Origin of the sequence: Paenibacillus hemerocallicola, assembly GCF_006265175.1 — a bacterium.
GTDB classification, from domain to species: Bacteria; Bacillota; Bacilli; order Paenibacillales; family NBRC-103111; genus Paenibacillus_AB; species Paenibacillus_AB hemerocallicola.
This window is the reverse complement of the sequence record NZ_VDCQ01000022.1, coordinates 67,537-88,003: the sequence shown is the minus strand read 5'-3', so window position 1 is coordinate 88,003 and position 20,467 is coordinate 67,537. Positions and strand designations below refer to the sequence as shown.

15 protein-coding genes are annotated in these 20,467 nt (G+C 50.5%); all 15 read left to right on the top strand.

Annotated features, from left to right (window positions below):
- The first annotated feature begins 49 nt into the window (after positions 1–49).
- The 15 genes from FE784_RS17090 to FE784_RS17020 all read left to right on the top strand — a co-directional run bounded on the left by FE784_RS17090 (position 50) and on the right by FE784_RS17020 (position 20,466).
- Positions 50–1,630 (top strand): extracellular solute-binding protein, encoded by a 1,581-nt coding sequence (locus FE784_RS17090; protein ID WP_139603439.1) that lies wholly within the window; start codon positions 50–52, stop codon positions 1,628–1,630.
- 114 nt (positions 1,631–1,744) lie between these two features.
- Complete coding sequence (locus FE784_RS17085; RefSeq protein WP_139603438.1) at positions 1,745–4,015, top strand: exo-rhamnogalacturonan lyase family protein; 2,271 nt, start codon at positions 1,745–1,747, stop codon at positions 4,013–4,015.
- Between the two features lie 84 nt (positions 4,016–4,099).
- Positions 4,100–4,846, top strand: a complete 747-nt coding sequence (locus FE784_RS17080) for an SDR family NAD(P)-dependent oxidoreductase (RefSeq protein ID WP_139603437.1) — start codon at positions 4,100–4,102, stop codon at positions 4,844–4,846.
- Positions 4,843–5,943 (top strand): hypothetical protein, encoded by a 1,101-nt coding sequence (locus FE784_RS17075; RefSeq protein WP_139603436.1) that lies wholly within the window; start codon positions 4,843–4,845, stop codon positions 5,941–5,943. The genes FE784_RS17080 and FE784_RS17075 overlap by 4 nt, the downstream gene beginning before the upstream one ends.
- A 244-nt stretch (positions 5,944–6,187) precedes the next feature.
- Positions 6,188–7,591 carry a nitrilase-related carbon-nitrogen hydrolase gene (locus FE784_RS17070; protein WP_176706294.1) on the top strand — a complete coding sequence of 468 codons (1,404 nt, stop codon included), beginning with the start codon at positions 6,188–6,190 and terminating at the stop codon, positions 7,589–7,591.
- A 120-nt stretch (positions 7,592–7,711) separates the two neighbouring features.
- Positions 7,712–8,908, top strand: a complete 1,197-nt coding sequence (locus FE784_RS17065; RefSeq protein WP_139603434.1) for an MGH1-like glycoside hydrolase domain-containing protein — start codon at positions 7,712–7,714, stop codon at positions 8,906–8,908.
- A 54-nt stretch (positions 8,909–8,962) separates the two neighbouring features.
- Positions 8,963–11,236, top strand: a complete 2,274-nt coding sequence (locus tag FE784_RS17060) for a helix-turn-helix domain-containing protein (RefSeq protein WP_139603433.1) — start codon at positions 8,963–8,965, stop codon at positions 11,234–11,236.
- 216 nt (positions 11,237–11,452) lie between these two features.
- Complete coding sequence (locus FE784_RS17055; protein WP_139603432.1) at positions 11,453–12,415, top strand: ABC transporter permease; 963 nt, start codon at positions 11,453–11,455, stop codon at positions 12,413–12,415.
- A 23-nt stretch (positions 12,416–12,438) separates the two neighbouring features.
- Positions 12,439–13,284, top strand: a complete 846-nt coding sequence (locus FE784_RS17050; RefSeq protein ID WP_139603472.1) for a carbohydrate ABC transporter permease — start codon at positions 12,439–12,441, stop codon at positions 13,282–13,284.
- 98 nt (positions 13,285–13,382) lie between these two features.
- A complete protein-coding gene (locus tag FE784_RS17045) occupies positions 13,383–14,894 on the top strand; it encodes an extracellular solute-binding protein (protein WP_176706293.1) in 1,512 nt (503 codons plus the stop codon).
- A 203-nt stretch (positions 14,895–15,097) separates the two neighbouring features.
- Positions 15,098–16,567: a sulfatase family protein gene (locus FE784_RS17040; RefSeq protein ID WP_139603430.1), complete on the top strand. Its 1,470-nt coding sequence runs from the start codon at positions 15,098–15,100 to the stop codon at positions 16,565–16,567.
- Positions 16,564–17,532 (top strand): C-terminal binding protein, encoded by a 969-nt coding sequence (locus tag FE784_RS17035; protein ID WP_139603429.1) that lies wholly within the window; start codon positions 16,564–16,566, stop codon positions 17,530–17,532. Before FE784_RS17040 ends, FE784_RS17035 begins: the two co-directional genes overlap by 4 nt.
- A 4-nt stretch (positions 17,533–17,536) precedes the next feature.
- Positions 17,537–18,547 (top strand): zinc-dependent alcohol dehydrogenase, encoded by a 1,011-nt coding sequence (locus tag FE784_RS17030; RefSeq protein ID WP_139603428.1) that lies wholly within the window; start codon positions 17,537–17,539, stop codon positions 18,545–18,547.
- 16 nt (positions 18,548–18,563) lie between these two features.
- The gene (locus FE784_RS17025; RefSeq protein WP_139603427.1) at positions 18,564–19,331 is read left to right on the top strand and encodes an SDR family NAD(P)-dependent oxidoreductase; all 768 of its coding nucleotides are present in this window, start codon (positions 18,564–18,566) and stop codon (positions 19,329–19,331) included.
- Between the two features lie 55 nt (positions 19,332–19,386).
- Positions 19,387–20,466: a nucleoside hydrolase gene (locus FE784_RS17020; RefSeq protein ID WP_139603426.1), complete on the top strand. Its 1,080-nt coding sequence runs from the start codon at positions 19,387–19,389 to the stop codon at positions 20,464–20,466.
- The last annotated feature ends 1 nt before the right edge of the window (position 20,467 follow it).

Genomic DNA, 20,467 nt, shown 5'->3' with positions numbered 1-20,467 from the left:
ATTTCATTCCGTTTTGTGTTTTGAGCGAAGCGAAAGGAATGGTATAACGATGAAGGAATTCAAGAAAATCTCGTGGCTGATGACAGCCGGTTCGGCTTTGGTGATCTGCGCTGCAGGATGCGGCAGCTCGGATTCGGGTTCGGCAGGGCAGTCAAGCCCGAGCGCGGCGCCGTCTGCCGGTGCAGCGTCAAGCGCGCCGCCAGCTGCCACATTCCCGCTAAAGGAAAAGGCTTCATTCGAAATATTCTCCGCCGCCCACGATACGAAACCGCAAAGGGGAAATGAACCAATTTTTGCCGAAATTGAAAAAAGAACGAATGTACAGCTGAAATTGACCAACATTCCCTCTGCTAGCTACGCCGATAAATTCAAGGTGACTCTGGTTTCCGGCGATTTGCCGGATGTGATGGATTCGGACGTCGCCTCGGCGAAAAAGTACGGCATGGATGGAGCGTTCCTGGCGCTGGACGACTTGCTCAAAAAGTTCGGTCCCAACATTTTGAAAGCGATCAAGGAAGAAGGCATAGATACTTCCTTGCGGGCAGCCGACGGCAAAATTTATGGAATTCCCTATTTCTCCATGCCAGGTACCACCGCTACCGTCCCGCAATACAGACAGGATTGGTTGGATGAGGTGAAACTGAAAGCCCCAACAAACCCGGATGAGTTTTATCAAGTCCTCAAAGCTTTCAAAGATGCGAATTTGGGCGGCAAGGACACGATTCCGTTCGCTCCGCAAGGGTATAACAACTTCCCGATCTTCAGGGCGTTCGGAACGGATCCGCGCATGTATCTGAACAAAGAAGGGGTGTATCAATTTGGCCCTGCTCTTCCAGGGATGAAAGATGCGCTGACCTTCTTGAACAAACTATATAACGAAAAATTAATCGATCCCGAATTTGCAATCATCTCGAAACAGCAATGGGAAGCGAAGGTTAGTAAAGGCAATGTGGGAGCGATCTTCTTTAACCCGGGCCGCACCGATTTCTTCACGGATGTGCTCAAGAAGGAAAATGCGAAAGCCAAGATGGTGGGCGGCGGAGCGCTTAAGGATAAAAACGGAAAAGGAGAGTTGCTGCCGGATTTCAGCCTGAAAGGTGTCATGGCGATTTCGTCCAAGTCCAAAAACGCGGAGTTGATCGTAAAATATTATGACTTCTTGTACAGCCCTGTAGGCAAGCTTCTGACGCAATATGGCATTGAAGGTCAGAGCTACACCATGAAAGATGGAAAGCCGCAATATACGGATGATTTCAAGAAAGATATGGTGAATAACCCCACAAATCTAGGCATAGGCACATCCAAATATTTCTTTACCGCTCCTCTGCCGAGCCTATTCAAGGATCGAAATGAAGGCATGTTAGTGGCCGCTGCCGTAGAAACTTCGAAGCCCGATTGGACCAAGCAGGAGCCGCAACTGAGCTTTACGCAAGCGGAGCAGGATATCGTGTCCAAAAACCTGCAGCCGATTATGGACAAAACGAGCGAGTACATGATCAAATTCATCATCGGCCAGGAGCCGTTGACAAACTTCGATAAATACGTAGGAGAACTGAAGCAACGCGGTTTGGATGACTTGGTCAAGACTTATAATGCAGCGTATCAACGTGCTTTGAAAGCTTCCCAATAATCCAAGAATGCAATAAAGATTCTAAATTGGAAGGCAGTTGCTGCCTTCCAATTTAGAATCGCGATTGATCGGGTTAATCACAGCATGAAGCTTGATTGAGGAGGAGATGCGCGAATGATATCGCTCCATTTCGAGAAAATTTCCATGTATCCCAGACATGAGGAACCGTGCATGATGGCGGTGCCATTCGCGAAAGGGGCAGTGTCTGATACAACAAGAGTATCCGTCCTTGACGGCAACGTGGCCGTACCGACGCAAACAAGGGTGACCGCCAAATGGCCCAATGGTTCTGTAAAATGGCTGCTGCTGCATTTTCTAGCCGATCTTCCGGCCAATTCGGGCAAAGCGTTTGCACTCTCGACGGATCGCGTAACGGCAGTACCTGCGAAACCGGTTGTGATCGAGCCGGTGAATGGCACGTTTGTGATCCGCACGGGTGCGATCGAAGCCGAGTTGACAGCCCCGGGAGGAATGGGATTATTCCAATCGTTGAAGCGAACGGGATTTGTACCCACCCATGATGTGGTTGGACCCTCGCTTCGAGACGCTTCCGAACAGGAGTATGATTGCGAGATTTCCGCAGAAGGCTGGCGCGTCATCGAAGCGGGTCCGGTTCGCTGTGCGGTTGAAGCGAGAGGAAAGCACCGCGGTCGCGCAAAAGAGAGCCACTGGTTGGATTTTGTTGTCCGAGTTTATGCGTATGCCGGAAAACCTTGGCTGATGATCGATTATCAGATCGTCAACAAGGAGCCTGAGAGCGAGCAGGTGATTCATGCGGCCCAACTGCATGTTCGTTCAGCGCAACATATTGTGACGTCCGATCAGCTTCGACTGGGGATTAGCCGCGCCGGAGCCGATCGCAGGATGAAGAGCGGATCGGCGGGAGAACGGTTGTCGTGTACATTTACGGCTGAGGTTCTCGAAAAAGAATTTATTGAAGACCAGGCGGAAACGTTCGCGGGTACATTCTGGGCGGATCTGTCCGACGAGAAGCAGGGCGGAATTACCGTTACGTTGTTTCAGGCCCTGCAAAATTGCCCCAAATCGCTGGATGTTACAGGCGAAGAAATAACCGTCGGCATCATTCCTGCGGGACATCCGATTACTATGCTGCAGGGGATGGCCAAGACCCATCGATTGTTCCTGCATGTGCATGACGGGGACGAAACGCTAGAAGAGGTGAATGTGCGCAGTCTGCAATTCCAGCTTGCGGATCATCCTGTTCTGGAGTCCGCTGCGTTCGAGCGGGCCGGCATAATCGAATCGATTCCCGGCGATCAGACGATAGATTGGGTGGAACGCGGATTTTATCGGATGGCCGACGGCCGTACGAAAACATACGGCATGCTTTATTGGGGAGATGCGCCGGATAAAGACTATACGGCCCAGGGCAGAGGCGGCGGAGATTGGGTATGGGTGAACAACGAATATGATCTGCCACATGCGATGATGCATTTGTATGCGAGAACCGGGAAACGAAGGTTTTACGACTATTTGATGAGAGCGGCGGAACATTGGAAGGACGTGGACATTCTCCATTACAGCCCCAATCCGCTGCGTCATCAAGGTCAAGTGATGCATTCCGCCAAGCATGTAACAGGCGAGGTGAAAATATGTCATGAGTGGGTGGAAGGGTTGCTTGATTACTACCACCTAACGGGGGAAGCATCCGCACTCGAGGCCGCAATCGGCATCGGAGACAATGTGAGGAGGCTGCTGGCTACTCCCCGTTACCGAGGCGAAGGCGGCATTTCCGCAAGAGAAAGCGGTTGGGCGCTTCGCAGTCTGGGAGCTTTGTATACCGAGACCCATGACGAGAAATGGCTGCAATCCGCCGACCAAATCGTCGATCATTTCGAAGCCTGGAAAAAGAAGTATGGCGCCTGGCTGGCACCGGCTGCAGGGCATGTCGTTTATCGTTCAGGCTTCATGATATGCATCGCCGTCAACAGCTTGATGCGCTATTATCGAATCCGCCCGGAAGAACGAATCAAGCAAATGATCGTGGACGCGATGGAGGATTATGTGGAGCATTGCTATGTGAAGGAAACGGGCATGTTCTATTACAAAGAACTGCCGAGCACGCAGCATCTGCACAGCAATCCAATCTGTCTGGAATCGCTCTCCTATGCCTACGAATTCACCGGCGACCTCAAATATTTGGAAGCCGGCCGAGTCACCTTCGAAGAGGCCATCAGATTCGCTCAGGGGAGTGGTAAAACAAGGGAAATATCCGGCGAGGCACTTATTTTTTGGGGAGACAGTCCGAAAAAGTTTGCCCAGTACTACTACCCGATCTTTTATTATTATCGAACGATCCTAAAAGCCGAAGAGGAAACCGGAAGACTGCAGCAGGAATTTTTCGCCGGAGGTAGGCGTAAATGATCACGCTGCAGACGAGCGGCTGTGGAAGCCTGCGGTGTTCAAACGTTAAAAGTGGTGTTTGAATCCAGGCATGGAGGGGACTGGATGAGGCTGCAGCTTCAAAATAAAGTGATTGTCATAACCGGCGCGCTGGGCAAGATCGGCTTCTCTTCCACTCGAATGTTTCTGGAGAGAGGCGCCAAAGTGGTCGCCAATGATTGGGTAGTTGCGAATGATGCTCCCCGGATGTTGGCGCTGATGGAGCAATACGGCCCGGAAAGGCTGCTGTTTGTGGAAGCAGACGCGAGCGATGAGGATCAGGTCATCGGCCTATTCAGCCAAATCCGCGATAGGTTCGGCCGCCTGGACGGGTCATTTCATAATTGTTATTTGCAGAATCGGAAGCCAGTTACGGGTTATACGCTGAAGGATTGGAACCAAGTGATCCAGGGCACGCTCACTTCGACATTTCTCATCAGCAAGCATGCCATTCTGCTGATGAAGGATTCCGGTGGCGGGTCCATCGTCAATACCTCCTCGATCTTGGGCATGAAACCGCGAGTGGGCGAAGGGGCCTATGGATCGGCTAAAGCCGGGATTAACTTCTTAACGCAAGTGATTGCCGCCGAGAATGCCAATCATGGCATCAGGGCGAATGTGATCGTACCGGGGGACATAAAAGAGCCGAAGCAGCGGACACCAGAAAAGGCGGCGGAGATTCGTAAGGACATCTTGCTCGGGCGAAGCGGAACTCCGGACGAAGTATCCGAGCTGGCCGCCTTCCTGCTGTCAGATGCCTCCGCCTACATCACGGGATCGCTGTATACGATCGACGGAGGGATCCGGATATGAGGAAGCGGGTTGCGGTGATCATTACCCAATACTGGCTTAATTCCCACGCTGATGTGATCGTCAGCAGGCTGCTTGGCGAGCTTGGATATAAACCGCAAGTCGAGCTTGTCGCTATGTACGTCGAACAAGTGACAGCCAGAGACTTGAGTCGTGAGCTATCCGTGAGGCACGGCGTACCCATCTGTGCCACCATTGAGGAAGCAGTCGCCTGGGGTGCCCCAGAACGGCCGGTCGACGGTGTTGTCGTCATCGGGGAGCATGGAGATTACCCGTGGAATGAGAAGCAGCAGCACTTGTATCCGCGGCTGCGGTTCATGCAAGAGACGCTGGCAGCCATGGATCTTCACGGCATTCGCGTGCCGATCTTTCTGGATAAGCATTTCTCATACAACAATACGGATGCGCGCTGGATTTATGATGAGGTCAAGCGCCGGGGTATTCCTTTCATGGCCGGTTCTTCCATCCCCTACACGGATTATTTGCCTCACTTCGATCGGGCGTTTCTGCAGAAAGGACGGATATTCTTCATCAACAGTCATGGCGGGTATGAGTCTTACGGATTCCATGGCATGGAAGTGCTGCAGGCGCTAGCTGAACACCGCCACGGGGCGGAGTTGGGCGTCGCATCCGTTCATGCCTTGTCCGGTGACGAGATGTGGCAAGCGATGGACCGTGGAGAATGGCCGGAAGCGCTGATGCTGCGTGCCCTCGCACTCGAGCCGGAGCTAGCAGGGAGACATCCCCGCAAGGAGTGTCCTAATCCCGCGCTGTTCGTCGTAACCTATCAGGATGGTACGATGGGGTACGTGGCTCAGCTCGATAAATTTGCAACCCGATGGAGCTTTGCCGTTCAGGATGATGAAGGAGCTTATATCGCTGCGTACTGTAATACAGGGACCGAGAGGCCTTATCGCCATTTTACCAGGCTGACCGAAATGATGGAGGAGATGTTCATCAACGGGACCCTTCCTTGCCGGATTGAAAGAAATTTGCTTACTACTTACTTGATCAATTCCGCCATGGAATCCTTATATCTGAGACGCCCGTTGTCCTTGGAAGAATGGAATGTTGCTTATGACCCGGCACCGAACCGCTGATCTTCACCTCGGGCATGGAAGGACCTGCTTGTGACCGGGAAGTTTTATAAAGCGGACGAATCTTACCAGTCATGGCTGGCGGTGAAAGCCGCGGATGCGGCGATCATGGCGTTTCGCAACCGGGTGGAAGCGAGAGTCGGCGTCGGTGCCGGATATGAAGCCGACATCTCTAATGTGGATACTTACCGAGAATTATTATATCTCGATGAAACGATTGATCGAAAAATGGGGAGGAGACGATCCTGTGATTGTATTAAACAAGTTCGATTTTGCAAAAGAATCCGATGCATGGGTGATCCCGGTATCGGATCGGGTTGTACGGCAGGAGAACGGATTGTCCGTACGGGCTTCGGGCGGACCGTCGATTGAGATTGAAGGTCCGGGCGTTCATACGCGCAACGGCGACGCCATTCACTTAGTTTTCAAAGATCTGGGCAGCGGCTCCGGTTATGTGCGATTCGGCTTTGACGGCGGTTTCGAATACGCCTATGTGGAATGCAACCTCGCCTGTCGCGAGGCTGCGCTTTTCACCAGCGAGTGGAATCGCGCACAGCCCGTCGTTCGGGTCGCGTTGCCGCCTGCTGTGCAGGACGAGAACGAAGTTACTTTGGTCAAAACAGAAGGAGCCGGCAATCGGATCAAGCTGGCCGATCTGGCAATCTATTGGAATGGCGAATGCGTGATTCGCAGCGTCGATCATGATATCATCCCTCAGCTGGGGGTAAGGATTAGTGTCGAGGATGCGGATGTGGAGCTGCGGCGATTCGCGCATGAAGGTCCAACAGCGCTGATGAAAGAGTATCTGAAGACGGGCGCCTGGCAAATGCTGAATTCCCGCGATGTGAAGGACAATGTTCGATCCATTTGCAAAGGGATACGAAGCGCGGCGGAGCTCGGTATTGAATTATTAGTGGCGCCGGAATACTGTATATTCGGTTTTTTTCGCACCAAGCCGACGCTCGATCAGATGGAACCGATGCAAGAGGCCGAAGCGATCATTCGAGCCTGTTTGCGGGAAACCGCAAACTCGCCCTACCTGATTGTCGGGAGATCGAATTGGGATCAGGTGAGACCCGGTTCGTCCGAACCTGTCTTCAATTCTTGCAGGTTGTACGATCCGGAAGGCAATACCGTGCGCGACAATCTAAAATTCAGGACTTGCGAAAGGTACTATTACCATGGGCACATGCTGAACGAATTTGACATTTACGGCGTCCCGGTCAGCCTGCATGTATGCCATGACCGAAGATATCCCGATCTGAGAACGCTGCCTGTCATGTTCGGCTCACGACTCATCATTCATCCGGTTAACGGAGGACTCGTTACAGGTGCCCGTGTAGCCGTACAGGCAGTGGCCAAAGATGAAACAGCAACCACGCACGCATTCTACCTGAGAGCCGCTACGGATGGGGGCAGTTATGTGATCGGACCGAAAAAATTCGACAACCTGCTCGCCATCAGCTCGGAATGCAAGTTGACGGATTCTCCCGGCGAGCTTGCAGGCGCTCCTGCCGAAGAATTGGTCGTTGCCACGATTCGAACGCACGACGCTTTTGGATACTGGCCTGTCCGCGCCTACCGGGCATCGGAAGCGATCGCAGAAGCCTACGAGCAGCTGTACCGAACGATGGGCGGACGGAATATTTGAATCGATCCTCCGGACCGGTGCAGTCAAGGAAACGTTGCACCGGCTGGAGAATCGGAGGATGTATCACGGTCACGGACGTTCGCTCGGAGAAGGATTGTGGAGAGAGAAGGAGACACTTTCATGAGAAGTTTGAAACAGCAAGTGTATGACATGGGCAAGCCCGAGTGGAAATCGATGCTGGAATATACGGTAGAGCTTCATAACAAGTGCACGCGGGAACCGGAGCCTCCCTTTCATTATCCATGGGAAGAAATCGGAACGGGGTACTGCTACGGTCCGGCATTCGGTCACATCGATCTAACCCATGCGACTTTGGACACCCTCCGTTATCAGCCGGATCATGCCAAACATCAAATGTTAAACTACTTAAACCTGCAGACTTCCGACGGATTGATCCCCGGCTGCATTTGGTTCCGCGGCGGCGAGGTGAAATGGAGTACGGTGAAGGGACATCCTCCGTTTTGGCCGGTGGCCGTGCAGGATTATGTTGACCTATACGAAGATATCGATTTGTTGAAAACAGCCTACCTTGCCCTGGTTCGTCAAATCGGTTGGTTTGAAACCAAACGGAAGGCTGAAAATGAAGGTTATTATTATATCGATCTGTGGAAAAAAGTATGGGAAAGCGGTGTCGATGACGGAATTCGTTATGACCATATCACACCGGGTCCCTATGCGTGCGTCGATGCGACTGCGCATGTTTATCAAATGCATGTCTGCGCTGCACAATGGGCGAGCCTTCTTGATTTGCCTGCTGAATCCGCGAAATGGCAAAGCAGAGCCGGACAGCTGGCGGAATTTATGCGCAGCGCCTTGTTCGATGAAGAAACGGCTCTATTCCACGATATTTGGTCGGTTAATAATCCCGGGAGCCGTCGCCTTACGTTTGAGGGCATGTGGCCGATGATGGTAGGTGCGGCAACCGTGGAGCAAGCGAATCGTGTGATCGATGAAAATGTATTGAATCCAAAGCGTTTTTTCACCAAGCATCCGGTTCCGACCATCGCTCTGGAGGATCCGGCCTTTGAACTTCGCATGTGGCGGGGGCCTTCTTGGAACAGTATCACCTATTGGGTCGCCCGGGGTTGTACCCTGTACGGGAGAAACGATGCGGCCAAAGTGATTCTGGAACGCGCATTGGACCATACAGCCGAGAAATTTTCCGAGACCGGGACATTATGGGAGTTCTATCATCCTCATGGAGGACATCCGACCGAACTCCAAAGAAAACCTTATACCGAGTTTAATCAACCGTGTCGCGAGTATATGGGCCATAACCCTTTGATCGCCATGACCGATTTATGGGCTTCCCTATGAAAAACCAGACCCGTCCGGAAAACGCAGAAAAGCTTATCGGGAGAGGTGCAACCGGTGATCGCTTCTTCACTGTTAAGAAGATGGTTTGTGTTCAGCACGCTTCTTACGCTACTCCCGATTCTTTTTTTGGGAGTGTTTTCATATACAATTGCATCCAAGGGCATTCAGGAGAAAGTAGACGAGGGCAATCTGCAAAATCTGTTACAGACCCAAATGCGGGTGGAGCAGCTGCTCAAAACACTGGAGTACGTGGTGATGCAATATGTCAGTTCGCCAATTGTTACTAATGCTCTTTATAAGCCGCTCACTACCACCACCCACTTCAAGGAAATCAACGATTTGTCGCAAGGATTGCATAATCTTCATTTTTTCGTCGGTGTGCAAGATGCTGCTTTGATTAATGTGAGGGAAAACTGGTACATAGGAAAAAACGGATTCGGAAGCAACCTTAAGGAGCTTGCCGATTATGAAAGCTTGGAACGATATACTTCGATGAGGAACAATTTGGTGTGGATGCCGGATTCGACTTCCTCCCCGGAGATGGGAACCTTGAATCTGATCTGCAAAGTGCCACTATTGAATTTTTCCGTGGAAACTAGTGCTTTGCTAATTTTAAAAATCAAAAAAAGTGAATTGAATCGGCAATTTTTGGCGCAAAATGAGCTGGGAAACTTGTTCGTGCTGGATCGTTCCCCCCAAGCCGTGCTCGGTGATCCGAATATCGGTGAATTATCTGTGGAAGTCCAAAACCGGATTACTGAAAGGATAGAGTCCTTGCAAAGTCGTAACGGTCACTTTCCGATGGATTGGGAAGGGCGAGATGTACGGATTCATTTTATACAATCATCCCAGCACGGTTGGACATATCTAGCCGTTCAAGATGCCAAAAAGTCTACACAGGAGGCTCGACAAATCGGGATCTTCACATTGGCCAGCTGTGCGGCGTTATTCCTGCTTTTCGGAGCGGCAGCCCTTTATGGCTCCCATTGGATGTATTCGCCAATCCGGGGATTTGTCCAATTCCTGCGAAGTGACTTAGGCAAGAAAGAAGACGGGGATGTGAAGGATGATTTCGCCGACTTGGCCCAACGTATTCGTCATTTGATGAACAGCAGTCTTCAGATGCAGGACCAATTGACCTTCTATGCCGTCCAACTCAGGGACAGCTTCGTGCAGCGGTTATTGGCCGGAAAAATCACTAAAAGCAAATTGCTGGAGCACTTGTCCGCAATAGGCTTTCCCGTTGCTTGGAAGCGATTGATTGTGCTTGTTGTCCAAATTGATACTTTGAAGAATACCCGTTATCAGGAACGAGACCATGATTTGTTACTTTTCGCGATCGGAAATATTGTGGGCGATTTGGTAGATCCCATGAAAAGATTTCAGCCGGTATCCATGGACAACTCGCAAGTGACGATTCTGGCTTCGGAATTTGAAACAGATGAAGAATGCAGCAGATGGGCTCTCTCGATTGCGGAAGATATTCGAATCAAGATAGCGGAATTCCTCGGTTTGAAGGTAAGCATTGGGGTCAGCCGTTCTTATGTCGACCTTGTCGATGTATCGGGTGCTTACCAGGAAGGTCTTGAGGCTCTGAAGTATAGGTTCCAACTGGGATCGGAAATGATATTGCACATTAATGACATTCAATTGAACAGAAGCAAGCAAACCGTATACCCCAAGCAGTTGGAAAGGGATATTGTGGATGCGGTTAAGCTCGGGCATCCCGAGCGGATCTCCGCAAGCTTGGAAGTCTATTTGGTACATGCCATCCAATCCAATATCCATATTCAAGAATTCCAATTTATGCTGATGCAATTAATCGGAAGTTTGACTGAGTTGCTTTACGATTCAGGTTTGTCGGCCGAGAAGGTTCTTGGCGATAAGCAGGTTACCCATCATTTGTTGCAAGGAAAATCATTGATTGAGTGGAAACGATGGCTATTGGACGAAATCGCGATGCCTATAGCCAACCACTTAAGGGATGAACGCGAATCGCACAATAATCGGATAACGGAAGATCTGATTCGGATAATAGAAAGGGAATTCGAGTCCAATTTAACGCTGGAGGATTGCTCGGCGAGACTGAATTTTCACCCGGTTTATGTCAGTCGCGTGTTCAAGAAGGAAACCGGGTTAACCTTCAGTGATTTTTTGGCGCAGTATCGGCTACGGTTCGCCAAGAAATGGCTGGTCGAGACGGATATGACCATTTTGGAAATCGCCACGCGGCTGAATTACGCGAATTCAACCCCGTTTATCCGATATTTTAGCAAGGCTACCGGAGTTACACCTGGAACGTATCGTAAAGATCATATGCAGTTGTAGGACATACAAACACCCATGCTTCCTAAGGAAACTTGGGTGTTTCTTCTTATCAGACCTAATAGCTAAATGGGGTGGATGTATAGGTTATCTGCTGTATATAACGATCATCAATGTCGATCTCGGTGAAATAGTTAACTGAGGGATATATACTTCTTTGAACACGGCGCGTTACATTTCAGGTATCCAATAACGATTAGGGAAAGGAGAACATCAAACATGAAGAACAACGCCATGGCGACAACCGATCTTCAAAGCACTCCGTCTGTTAAAAAACGCAGGCCGTGGGTAGCCGACCTGATCATGGATCGATGGTTGTATGTAATGCTTGTTCCAGGTATCGTTTTTTTCATTTTGTTTAAATATGTACCCATGATTGGTATAGCTATGGCGTTCCAAGATTATAGGCCGCATTTGGGGATCTTAAACAGTCCGTGGGTCGGGTTCAAGCATTTTGAACGTCTGTTTGCGGATCCGCAGTTTATGAATCTTCTGAAAAACACGTTGATTTTGGCCGTGTACGACATCGTTTTTTATTTCCCTATACCGATTATTTTGTCGCTGCTTCTCAACGAGATTCGTCTTCAATTGTTCAAGCGAACCATCCAAACGCTGGTCTATATTCCACACTTTATATCCTGGGTCGTTGTGGTCGCGATTTCTTATCTTTTCTTCACAACAGAAGGCGGGGTCGTGAATGACCTGATCGCCTCGATGGGAATGGAGAAGATCCCTTTTCTGCTGAGCGAGGAATGGTTCCGGCCTCTGTTTATGCTTCAGGCGATCTGGAAGGATGCGGGATGGGGGACGATCATCTTCCTGGCCGCTTTGGCGGGAGTCGATCCCCAGCTCTACGAGGCCTCTCGTATAGACGGAGCTAACCGTTGGCATCAGCTATGGCTGATTACTTTGCCCGCCATCCGCAGCACCATCGTGATTTTGTTTATCCTCCGTCTGGGCAATTTCTTGGATGTAGGCTTCGAGCATATTTTTCTGATGCTGAATCCGATGAATCGGGAGGTTGCGGAAGTGTTTGAAACTTATATTTACAGAGTCGGCTTGACACAAGCACAATTCAGCTACAGCACCGCTGTAGGTCTATTCAAATCCTTAATCGGACTGGTTCTGGTATTGTCGGCCAACTGGGCGGTACGAAAGACGGGAGAGGAGGGAATCTGGTGAATCATCGAGGCCTCGGGGGTCGTATGTTTGACGCATTCAATGTCATTCTTTTGACCTTGATCGGTTTATCGGCGGTACTTCCCTTTATATACATCGTCTCCGCATCCTTCTCATCGGAACATATTGTTGCGAAGGGAACGTTCTTGCTTTTCCCGACTGATGTAACGCTTGATGCATACAAGTATATTTTTTCCACCAATACACTCGTTCGCAGCATGATGATTTCGTTGTACGTGACCATTGTAGGAACGCTGATCAATCTGATACTCACTTCCTTGATGGCGTATCCGCTTGCCCATCATCGTCTGCGCGGAAGACGAACCTTGCTTATACTCGTGCTATTTACGATGTTGTTTACAGGCGGCTTGATTCCGACCTATATCGTCGTCAAGTCATTAGGTCTGATCAATTCCTTGTGGGCACTAATGATCCCGAATGCGATCAGCGCATTCAACCTGATTATTCTGAAAAACTTCTTTCAGCAAATTCCGGATGGACTGCAGGAATCCGCCAAGATCGACGGCGCAAACGATATGCGGATTCTGCTCCGCATTGTGCTTCCCCTGTCGGCACCGGCTTTGGCCACTTTTGCCTTATTCTATGCGGTCGGACACTGGAACAGCTATTTCAACGCCATCATTTATTTGAACGATTCCGATAAATGGCCGATCCAAGTTATGCTGCGGCAAATTGTCATCTTAGCGCAATCCGGCTTCGCGGATTCGTCTTCGCTGGAGGATGCGATACTCCCGGCGGAAACCGTGAAAATGGCAGTGATCACTTTTGCGACGGCACCGATCCTAATGGTGTATCCGTTCCTGCAAAAGCATTTTGCTAAGGGCGTTCTGTTGGGTTCGGTAAAAGGCTAGTCTTGAGGGGGGTGAAACGAACGAATCGGCAGTGAGGGATGGCTATCCGGAAATCAGAAGGGACCGTTTTTATTACAAAGAGAGGGGAGCATTTGTCAATGAAACAGCAAGGATGGCTACCGGTGAAAGGGATGGTTGTTGCTTCGATGCTCTTGACGACCTTAGCTTGCTCCACCGCAGGAACTAGCAGCTCGGGTAATCCGGAAGGAAGTGCAGTCAAGAAGGAGGAAAAGCCCCTCGAGCTCACAATGGCCGCGGTGGCTTATCAAGAACCGCCCGTCGATGGTAATGAAATCGAAAAACGGATTGCGGCATTCACGAATACCAAGCTGTCCATTCAGTGGATTCCCTTGGCTGCCTATACCGACAAAATCAATTTGATGATTGCATCCGGAGAGCTGCCTAAGGTCGTGAATGCAAACTATAGTCCTACGATTCAAAGTGCCATGAAATCCGGCATGTTTTGGGAAATCGGTCCGCATTTGTCCAAATTCAAAAACTTATCCACTTTCAATAAAGCGTATTTCGATCATACTGTGGTCGATGGAAAAGTTTATGGAATTCCCTCTTCACGGCCGATCACAAGGCAATCACTCATTTACCGCAGCGATTGGCTTAAGAATGCAGGTTTGAAGGAGCCGAAAAACTTAGAGGAGCTTTATCAAGTCTTAAAAGCGTATACACAAAATGATCCGGACAAAAATGGCGTTAACGATACGGTTGGCCTAGCCATGGAAGGCTTAGGCAAGCTCAACAACATCGTTGTGATGCATGGCGGTCCTAACAAATTTGCGATCGAAAGCGGAAAGTTGATTCCCGATTTTGAGACCAATGAGTACATGGATGTTTTAAAATTCATGAAGCGTTTATATGCCGAAAAATTGATGAATCAGGATTTTGCGGTCGCCACGAGAGCTCAAACGCAAGGCTCATTCACTACAGGAAAGTCGGGCATGGTTCAAGCCGTTTCCGGCAACGCGTATAACTTCTATGCAGTTCTGGTCAAACCGGTGCCTCAAGCGGAAGTGGATTATTTCACAGCTTTTGAGGAGCCAAAGGGCAGAAAAGTGGTTGCGGAGATCAATACGGAAACCTTGACCCTTATTCCTAAATCATCCGTGAAAACAGAGGAAGAGCTGCTTCGCATTCTCGCCTTCTTCGATAAACTCGCGGAACCGGAAATGGCGACCCTGCTCGCGAGAGGGATCGAAGGAAAGCACTACAAAGTTGAAGACGGCAAAGCGCTCACCACCGACGGCGCATTATTCCTTAAGGAAGTAGCCGATTTACGCAACCAGCTTCTGAAAACCTGGATATTTCACAACACCATGCCGCCCAAACAGCATGCTCTATTGGATAAATCGGATCGCAGCGACAAAGATGATGAAAAATACGGTGTTTTTGATGCTTCCAAGACTTTGACCTCTGCAACCTACATGGAACGCGGAAAGGAACTGGAACAAATCATCACGGATGCGGCCACCCAATTTATTATGGGCAAAATGGACGAAGCCGGTTTCAGGAAGGAAATCGAGAAGTGGCGCAAAACCGGTGGAGACAAAATGTTGGATGAATTTATGGCCGATTCCAACAAAAAGAACAAGAAATAATTTCAGTTCATTGTGGAAAGCCGCATCTGTATCCGGTGCGGTTTTCCCTGCAAGAGTGGAGAGCGATGCTGGAATATACGGGGGAGCTTCATAACAAGTGCACGCGGGAAGCGTGCGGCGAGTATAGGGGCCGTAACCCTATGATCGCCATGACCGACTTATGGGCTTCCCTAAACCAAGAAGAATAGGAGAGGTAAAAGCCGTTGAAAAACGAGACCCGTCCCAACATCTTGATCTTTATGCCGGATCAAATGCAGGCCCAAATCACATTTCCCGGTCACCCCTGTAAAACCCCGAACATGGATAAAATCAAAGAAGCCGGCGTTAGTTTTCACTCCGCGTATCCGCCTATGGCACATTGCTGTCCGGCAAGGGCTTCATTCATGACAAGTCTTTACCCTTCGCAGCATGGGATCTACAATAACGTTTCCAATGATCAGGCGATTCATAGCCATCTAAACCCCGGGATCGAAACCTTTTCCGAGAAACTGGCGGAGAGCGGTTATCAAATGTACTATGCCGGAAAGTGGCACGTTTCGGCCGCAGAAACGCCGCAATCCAGAGGGTGGACGGAATTGTACCTGAAGGAACAGGAATTGGACAATGGATCACGCAGAAAAGCGTATCGGGAAATGATCTGCGAAAGCGGCCAAAGAAGCCGAAAACGAGGGGAAATCTTGCGTCCCGGATGGGGGGGCTATACCCTTTACGGCACGTCGGACAAATCTTACACCGAGATAGACGACTATGAATGTGTGCATAAAGCCATCTCGCAATTGGATAGGCTGCAAGATAGTGCTGATCCCTGGTGCATGTATATCGGACCGAACGGTCCGCATGATCCTTTTGTTATTCCGGAAAAGTACGCCACGATGTATGATCCCAATCAGATCGATCTGCCGCCCAATTACGAGGACGATATGCAGGATAAACCCCGAATCTATCAACGCATGCGAAAGGTGTTCAGCCAATTAAGCGAACAAGAAGTGAAGGGATCCATTGCGCATTATTGGGGTTACTGCACGCTAGTTGACGATTTATTCGGGGAAGTCCTGGATGCTTTGGCCCGCAACAACCAGATGGACAATACGCTGATAATCGTCGTATCGGATCATGGCGAACATGCGGGAGCCCACGGGTTATATTGCAAAGGAATCAGCATGTTCGATGAAGGGTATCGCGTTCCTCTTATTATGAGCTTTCCCAAACTTGTCCAGAATCCGGGGAGAGCCGTCGAACAATTCGTGACACTCATGGATATAGCCCCTACATTGATCGAACTTACTGGAGCGGAACCGCTGGGCAAAACGAGCGGGCGCAGCCTGGTTCCGTTCCTGTCCGGTGAAACGCCGGATAACTGGCGGGACAGCATATATGCCCAATGCAACGGTACGGAATTATACTATACCAGCCGGATGGTCAAGACGAAGAACTATAAGTTCGTCTATAATCCTACCGACTTTGACGAGCTATATGACCTGGAATCGGATCCGCATGAAATGCACAATATTGCGGACCGTCCGGAATCGGAAGCCCTTTTGAAGGAAATGTACGGCAAGATGTGGGAGCATGCCTTTGAATCCGAGGATATGAATATGGTGAAATATATTCCGGTTACCACAGGAGAGTATGGTCCGGCTATAGTCAACGCAAAGGAGAGATTGATGAGATGACCAAGTATACGGTAGCGGTGACCGATTATGGCTTTCCTGATTTGCATCAGGAAGAAGATGTGTTACTTCCTATGGGCTTTGAATTTGTAACGGGACAATGCAAAACGCCGGATGAAGTGATGCAATTAACCAGACACGCGGATGCGATTTTAATCGAAAGAGCGCCGATCACCAAAGAAGTCATCGAGAACTTGGAGCGTTGCAAAATCATCGTAAGGTATGGCGTCGGTGTCGATAGCGTGGATATTCAAGCGGCAAAAGAACGAAATATTCCCGTTGTCAACGTACCGGATTATGGGACGGGGGAAGTCGCCGATCATGCGATGTCGCTCTTGCTCTCGAGCGTTCGGAAAATCCCCCAAATTGTTTCCCAGGTGCGCCGAGGGGTGTGGCAAACGACTCCGTGCCGACCGATTATGGGCTTGCAAGGGAAAACGCTCGGAATCGCCGGCTTCGGCCATATCGGAAAAGATGTGGCAAGGAGAGCCCAAAGCTTCGGCATCGACACGATCGCCTACGATCCGTATGTGCCGGAAACCGTTTGTAACGAGTGGGGAACACAGAAGGTCGATTGGCACTCCTTGCTGGAGCGAAGCGATATGATTTCGGTTCATCTGCCCTTAACCCCGGAGACCAAACATCTCTTTCATGATGAAGCCTTTGAGCGAATGAAATCAACCGCTTACTTGGTGAACACATCCAGAGGCGGAGTGATCAAAACCGCAAGTTTAGTGGATGCGTTGCAAAGCAACAAAATCGCGGGTGCGGCGTTGGATGTATTGGAGGAGCAACCGATTCCGATGAGCAGCCCGCTTCTCCAATTCGACAACTGTTTCATCACGAGCCACTGCGCCTGGTATTCGGAAAGCTCGTTAAACCGGCTGCAGCGACATGCAGCTCTGGAAATTAAGCGAATATTCAGCGGCGAGAGTCCCAAGCATATCGTGAATGGCGTAGAGGTGTAGGGACATGAAGACTTTGGTTTATCACGGACCTGGGCAAATCAGCGTCGAAGAGCAAGAGCTGCCGAAGGCAGGCCCGCACGAAGCCTTGATCAAAGTGGAAGCCGTAGGCATTTGCGGGAGCGAGTTGGAAGGGTATTTGGGCCATAGCAGCGTGAGGATTCCTCCGTTGATCATGGGACATGAATTTTGCGGAACGATCGTCGAAATCTTCGGACAATCCGGCCACAAATCGAAATGGTCCGTAGGGGATAAGATCGTTGCGAATCCGCTTATCTCTTGCGGGAGCTGCGATCGTTGCACGAAGGGGAAACATAATCTATGTCGCAGGCGCGAGTTGATCGGCGTTCATCGGCCCGGTGCCTTTGCCGACTATGTAGCAGTACCTTTGAGCAATTTGTACCCCGTTCCCAAGGAGATGAACGCCTCGTTAGCTGCTTTGGCGGAGCCGTTAGCGGTTTGCATCCATGCGGTCAAGCTGGGTCTCCAGCCGTTTGAGGATGTCCTTATTTTTGGCGCCGGAGCCATCGGGCTGCTCACCGTGCAAGCAGCGATGAGGATGGGTGCCCATCGAGTCCTGGTCGTGGAGAGGCAAGAGGCGCGCATGCACCATGCCAAGGCGCTGGGGGCGGACGTTGTCACGCCGGAACGATTGGGCAACGGGGCGAATGACTGCTTGCCGCAAGGAATCGATACGATCATTGATTGTGTCGGCGTGACGGCCACTCGCAACCAAGCTCTGCAACTGATTAATTCCGGCGGGACAATCATTATGGTCGGCTTGGGGCATGAGGAATCGCCGATCCTGATGAGCCGCCTTGTGCGGCAAGAAGTATCCATCATCGGTTCCTATTCGTATTCCAACGCGGATTTCCAACAAGCGGTTCAGTTGTTGGCCGGAGGTCACATCCGAATGGAGCCGTGGACGGCTGCCCGCAGCTTGACGGAAGGCCCCGCCTCTTTTCAACATTTAGTGGAAGGGAAATCCCCTTTCAGCAAAATCATTCTGAATCCGTAAAGAAGGATGCGATGCCATGAGATTCGATAACAAAGTGTTCATCGTTACCGGCGGGGGCACCGGAATCGGGCGGGCAACCGCTATACGCTTGGCTGGCGAAGGGGCTCGCGTAGTCATCGCGAACCGGTCGGAGCAACATGCCGAAGAGACCCTGGAGCAGATTGAAGGTCTGGCGGGACTTGGGTTGTTCGTGAAGACGGATGTCGGGCAGCATGACGATATTCGGAACTTGATCCAAACCACGATTGATACCTACGGGCGGCTGGACGGGATCGTCCATAGCGCCGCCATTGAATCCTTACGGGGAGTCGTGGATTTATCGGTCGAGGAGTGGCATACGACGCTCAATGTCAATTTAACTTCTGCCTTTCTGCTCGGGAAATACGGGATTCCGCCTATGATCGATGCAGGTGGGGGCGTGATCATCCATGTCGCTTCCGTACATGCTCAGGCTACGATACGCAATTATGCCGCCTACGCCGCATCCAAAGGAGGATTGATGGCGCTGACCCGAAGCATGGCCATCGATTATGCCAAGCAGGGGATCCGCGTGAATGCCGTCCTTCCGGGGGCCACCGATACCGGCATGTTGAATCGATATGCGGAATTGGGGGGATTGTTTCATGCGGATTTGAACGAAGCATGGAAAGACTCCCAACCGCTGGGCCGAATCGGAAAACCCGAAGAGATCGCTAGCCTTATTTGCTTTTTGGCAAGCGATGAAGCCAAGTTTATTATTGGTACCGGTGTGGTCATTGACGGAGGGATGCTGGCCGAATTGTAGGAAGCCAATAAGTATGGGATGAAACAACCTCACCTATAGAAGAGGAGTTGATGATATGTCTGCGAACAGAATCATAATCGATACGGATATTGGAACCGGGGCCGTACTCGGAGGGGACCCGGACGATGCTATAGCCCTTGCGCTCGCCATGAACTCACCGGAAATCAAGCTGGAAGGCGTGACCACAGTTTATAGAGATGCGATACCGCGCGCCCGCTTTGCACAAAAGATCCTGCATTTGGGAGGCAGGGATGACATTGACGTTTATCCCGGATTAAGCGAAACGATGCTGCGCAATCGTCCTGGAGGGCATACCATTGACGGATTGCCTTGGGAGGCCGGTCGCCAGGATGAAGGTGTTGACATCGGAAGGGAATGGAAAGGGCATGCGGTTGACTTCATGATCAAGACCATTATGGACAATCCCGGGGAAATCACACTTGTGGCTCTCGGTCCACTGACTAATGTTGCCGTTGCCATGGTCCGGGAGCCCAGGATCATCCAACATGTCAAGGAAATTATCCTGATGGGGGGAGCTCACAGACTGGGGGGCAACGGAGCGGGGCTTAACCCTGCCGAAGCTAACGTAAAGCGCGATCCCGAAGCGGCCTCCGTCGTGTTTTCATCCCAAGCACCGATTGTGATGGTTGGATTAGACGTTACTATGAAGGTGGGATTCACGCAAAATGAATGCGATCTGTTGCGAAAATCAGGAAATCCGCTGAACGAAATGCTGGCGAACATGGTGGAACAATGGTTTGAAGTGATTCGCACCAAGAGACCGGATATCCGTCAAACCGGCCAAGATAAAACACATATGCAAGATCCATTAGCGGTCTCTCTATTGTTGAACCGTTCGTTGGTTACCACCCGAAAAATGAAAGTAACGGTCGAGTATGACCACCGTGTAGGTACCGGCCAAACCGTTGCAATAGCTCCGGAAGAGAGTATATGGCTGGACTTGGGAAACACTCGCGGAAATGTCGAGGCCTGTATCGATGTAGACAGCGAGGCTTTTCGTGAGCTGCTGCTGGAAAAGTTGAATTGCAAAAATATTGACACAGCCAAAAGACATCTCCCGTTTGATCGGTCTTCGCATACCGATGACGGTATCCTGTTTGGAAGCGCTGACTGAA